Annotated in this window: 5 protein-coding genes; 3 read left to right on the forward strand and 2 right to left on the reverse strand. The window is 61.6% G+C overall.

Features of this window, described 5'->3' with window-relative positions; all coding sequences use genetic code 11:
- From D8V06_RS30350 to D8V06_RS09710, 3 genes are all read left to right on the forward strand, one after another.
- Window positions 1-119, forward strand: a 119-nt coding sequence (locus D8V06_RS30350; protein WP_177434403.1) for a hypothetical protein, incomplete at its 5' end; no start/stop codon positions are given.
- Between the two features lie 232 nt (window positions 120-351).
- Window positions 352-1,674: a contractile injection system protein, VgrG/Pvc8 family gene (locus tag D8V06_RS09705; RefSeq protein WP_130930872.1), complete on the forward strand. Its 1,323-nt coding sequence runs from the start codon at window positions 352-354 to the stop codon at window positions 1,672-1,674.
- Complete coding sequence (locus tag D8V06_RS09710) at window positions 1,671-2,474, forward strand: DUF4123 domain-containing protein (protein ID WP_130930873.1); 804 nt, start codon at window positions 1,671-1,673, stop codon at window positions 2,472-2,474. The genes D8V06_RS09705 and D8V06_RS09710 overlap by 4 nt, the downstream gene beginning before the upstream one ends.
- Before the next feature lie 43 nt (window positions 2,475-2,517).
- Here the strand turns inward: D8V06_RS09710 and D8V06_RS09715 are convergent, their stop codons facing one another.
- Window positions 2,518-3,864, reverse strand: coding sequence for an MATE family efflux transporter (locus D8V06_RS09715; RefSeq protein ID WP_130930874.1), 1,347 nt, complete (start codon window positions 3,862-3,864; stop codon window positions 2,518-2,520).
- Between the two features lie 70 nt (window positions 3,865-3,934).
- The gene (locus D8V06_RS09720) at window positions 3,935-4,228 is read right to left on the reverse strand and encodes a hypothetical protein (RefSeq protein WP_056852475.1); all 294 of its coding nucleotides are present in this window, start codon (window positions 4,226-4,228) and stop codon (window positions 3,935-3,937) included.
- Between the last annotated feature and the right edge of the window lie 189 nt (window positions 4,229-4,417).

Below are 4,417 nucleotides of genomic sequence, written 5' to 3' on the forward strand. Positions count from 1 at the left end.
AACTGATGACTCACTACCGCGACAAGTGCGCCAGTGCCCGCATCAGTGCCAGCGAACGTACCCAGTTCCTCGATGCGTTGCGCCTGGGCCTGACCCGTTCTTCTTACCTGTCTTCCTGAGGTAAGCATCACGCTCATCAGGTTGTCTGAAAATTTCCCGTTCGCTGCGGAAATTTCAGATGACCTGGTGCGGCGTTTCTCTTTTTTCAAGCGAAGCGGCCTACGTCCTCGGCTATCCAAGTCATTTGGTCTTCTTTTCGCGTAGGTCATTTCCTAAGTTGTACTTCACCTCTCTACTCGGCCATGGCTCTCGGCGAGAATCCCCGGCCGCCCCTCCTGTAGAGAATCGCCGATGTTCGATCCAGTCAACGAACCTGACTTCCGTCTGGACGTAGCAGGTCTGTCCGACGCTTTCGAGGTCCTGGCCTTTACCGGTAGAGAAGCCATCAGCGAGCCGTTCGTGTTCGACGTGCAATTGCTGATCGAAGACCCCGCGCTCGACCTCGCCAGCCTGTTGTACCGTTCGGCTTCCCTGCACTTCGGGCCGCAGGGCAACCGTGTCCATGGTCAATTGCAGGAACTGGTCCAACGCGACCATGGGTCAACGCTCAGACTCTGTCATGTGCGTCTCGGCCCGAGGCTGGCGTGTCTGGCGCAGCGCTTCAGCCGGCGTATTTTCAGCGCGAGGACAGTGCCGCAGATTCTCGATCAAGTGCTCAGGGAGCACGGCATTGTCGGACAGCAGCGGCGCTTCGAGCTGCAGGGTGATTACCCGCTTCGCGACTACTGCACGCAATACCGCGAATCGGACCTGCAATTCGTCCAGCGATTGTGCGCCCAGCAACGGCTTCATTATCACTTTGAGCACCGGGCGCACGGGCATTGCCTGGTGTTTGCCGATGGGCAAGGGCATTTCTGCAAGGGCCAGGCGGTGGATTTCCGCCCCGAAGGCCGCCCACCGGCTGTGCGCCGTTTCGAGGTGCAGCGTTGCGTGGACAGCACCGCGCAGACTGCGCAAGGTCACTCGGACCTGCCGACGCTGCGCAGTGGTCAGCTGATGCCGTTGTCCGGTCATCCGGTCCGCCAGTGGAATCATCTGTGGTTGCTGACTCACGTCGAGCATCAGGGCAGTCAGGATCCGCGGGTACCTTACAGCAATCATGTGCGGGCGGTGCATTGGCAGGCATCGTTCGAGCCACCCCGTTGTGTGGATAAACCCCTGATGCACAGCCTGCAACGTGCATGGGTGGTGGATGTCGATGAGTCCCGTCCCGACCCTTCCCGACCGGTGGCGGTGCAGTTTGACTGGGTCTATCAAGGCGAGGGGGCAGCGCCGAGCCACTGTTGGTTACCGCTGGCGCCGGAACTGCAAGCCGTCGGCGTCGGGTCGCTGAGCGAGGGCGCGGAGGTGGTGGTGAGTTTTGTCGAAGGCGATCCGGACCAGCCGATGATTACCGGCGTCATTCACCTGCCTGCCCGTGACGACACCGGGCAGCAGGCGCAGGCATCCATCGTCGACAACGTCCTGCCGGAAGGCGTGCAGGACTGGTTGCGTTCAGGCGAGCCCTTGCTGTTGCTCTGTCTGCTGCCCGGCGGCGGTAGTTTCAATCATTGTGCGCAGACGATCTGTACCTGTCGGACGTTGACGCAACCTGGCTGGAGCGGCATCGCATGATCGACGTGCACATGCCCGATCCGATCGCTCAATGGTTGCTGTTGGACAGATCGGGCGCACCGCAGGCGAGCTTGACGTTGCAACGCACTCTTGCCGAGGCGTCGCAGTTTTCATTGTTCGAAGGGACTGAATGGCATGCACTGAAAGATCACGGTCCGGTGTTGGTCGACCTGCGGACTTGCCCGGCACTGGCGGACACTTGTCGACACGACGCACACCAATGGCAAGGTTTGTTGCTGACCAGTGAGGCTTGCGCCACGCCATTGCTCGCGCACTTGCGGCGCATGCTGACGGTCTCGTTCGGCCTGCATCATCGGGCACTGCTCAGCTACTACAACCCGCAGACCGCCAGTTACTTCTTCGATGCCTGCGATGCCGGGGAGTTGACTCGCTGGTTGGGGCCGATCAGTCAATTGCGCTGGTTCGGCGGGACTTGGGCTGACCGGGCGATTGGCAGCCAGGGTTGGCAGCAGTTGCTCAACCCGGGGCTTGCCGTGCGTCCTTTGGCGCCAGAGGAAGACCTCAGCCCCCGGCAACGGGAAAACCTGCAAACCTGCCTGCTGGAGCAGCATGCCTGGCGCTGGAGCCAGGCCACCGGCTGCGAATATTTTCGCTTGTGGTCGCATTTGCAGGAGGGGCTGGCGCTGGGCTTCAGCGAGCGGCCGGTACTCGATGGCTGGTTGTGGTTGCGCTTGCAATACCACGGGGCCGTGCCCCAACTGCCGCTGGAGGGAAACACCCAGCAGGAGCGCCTCGATGACCTGCGTAGCCGCTGGCAGGGCGACGAGCCGCGAGCATGACATTCGAAGTCAAAATCGCCTGGTTGCCGAGCACAAACCCCTCTCAATGAGCGCGGGCGAACCAGCCGTCGTGGCGGCGCAGGCGCCAGGCAATGGCCCCGAGAGTCAGGCAGCGGAGCAACATGAACAGCAGAAAAGTTATCCACAGGCCATGGTTGCCAAACCCTTGCAGCGCCCAAGCGAATGGCACCAGCAAAGCCACGGTCAGCAGCATGCCGTTACGCATTTCACGGGCACGGGTGGCGCCGATGAACAGGCCGTCGAGCAGGTAGCTCCAGACGGCGATCAATGGCAGCGCAGCGAGGTAGGGCAGATACATGAATGCGGTATCGCGCACGCTGGCAATGTCGGTCTGCATTGCGATGAACAGGTGCCCGGCCAACAGGAACAGCACGGCGAAACCCAGGCTCGCCAGCAACGACCAGCCGCAAGCCACCACCAGAGACCGACGCAGGGCATCGCGGTCGCGGGCGCCGATGGCATGTCCGCACAGGGCTTCCACCGCGTGAGCCAGGCCATCGAGAGCGTGGGCGGTCAGCAGCAGGCCGTTGAGCAACAGGGCGTTGGCCGCGACAGTGGCGTCGCCCAACCGCGCACCTTGTACGGTGATCAGGAAAAAAACCGATTGCAGGGCCAGGCTACGGATAAAAATGTCGCGGTTCACCGCCAGCAACGGGCGCCAGCTCTGCCACAAGCCCAGGGCCGCCCAGACAATGTGACCGGGGTAGGCGCGCAAGGCCTGGCGGGTCATCAACAGGCCGATCAGCGCGCCGGTCCATTCGGCAATCACCGAGGCCCGGGCCGCACCGACCACGCCCCATTCCAGGCCAAGGACAAACCACAGGTTCAGGGCGATATTCACCAGGTTGGTGCTCAGGAGAATCACCAGTGGCGCCCGGGCGTTTTGCGTACCGAGGAACCAGCCGACCAGCGCATAACTGGCCAACGCTGCGGGCAGGCCGAACAACCGCGTATGGAAAAACTCGCGGGTCATCTGATCCAGCTCTGCCGACGGCTGCATGAAGTGCAGTGCGGCTCCGCTCAGCGGTACGCCCGCGACACCCAGGACAATCGCCAGCCCCATTGCGAGCAACAGCCCCTGCAACAAAATCTGCCGCAATGCCGCACCGTCCCCACGTCCGGCAGCCTGCGCGGCAAACCCGGTGGAACCCATGCGCAGAAAACCCATGGCCCAGGCCAGGAAGGTGTACAGGCTGGCCCCGACCGCAACGGCACCGAGCTGATGGGCGTGGGGCAGGTGACCGATGACGGTGCTGTCGACCAGTGCCACCAGCGGTACTGAAATATTCGAGAGAATCATCGGCGCTGCCAGCGCCCAGACCCGGCGATGGGTAGGACGGTCGCGCCAGTCGGCAATCAGCTTGGACATGCAGGCTCCTTGGAGGAGCGGGCATTGTAGCGACACATGTGCATGTGCCGCGATTCAATGTGGGAGGGCGTCAGTGCATGATCCAGCTAAGCAACCACAACCCCAGCATCAACCAGATGATCCCCATGATGATCGACGCATTCATGAACGCGCGGATCGCCGACCACAGCAGCACCAGCCCGAGGATCAAGACAACGATGCTGATGATCGAGGTGTCCATGCCCAGCGCGCGGGACAAGCCGTCGACAAAATTGCTGCTGGCGCGGCTCACCAGTTGGAACAGGCCACTAAGCGCATCAACGATGAAACGGATGACGGAACCAATGGCTTGACCGAGCCATTCGAAAAAACCTTCTACCTGCATGGAATGAGCGTCCTGATGAGTTCGAGCGTTGGGCCATTGATCGCGGTGGCGAGTTCCCCACAAGCATAGAGTGTTGTGCATGACCTGTGGAAGCGAGCCTGCTTGCCGATCTTTGTCACTTGCCTTCACCTGTGATCCCCCCGAAGCTATACGCCTTCAGGAGAGCCCGATGAACCTTGTTGAATTGAC

Source organism: Pseudomonas sp. Sample_24 (assembly GCF_004307605.1).
Taxonomy (GTDB): Bacteria; Pseudomonadota; Gammaproteobacteria; order Pseudomonadales; family Pseudomonadaceae; genus Aquipseudomonas.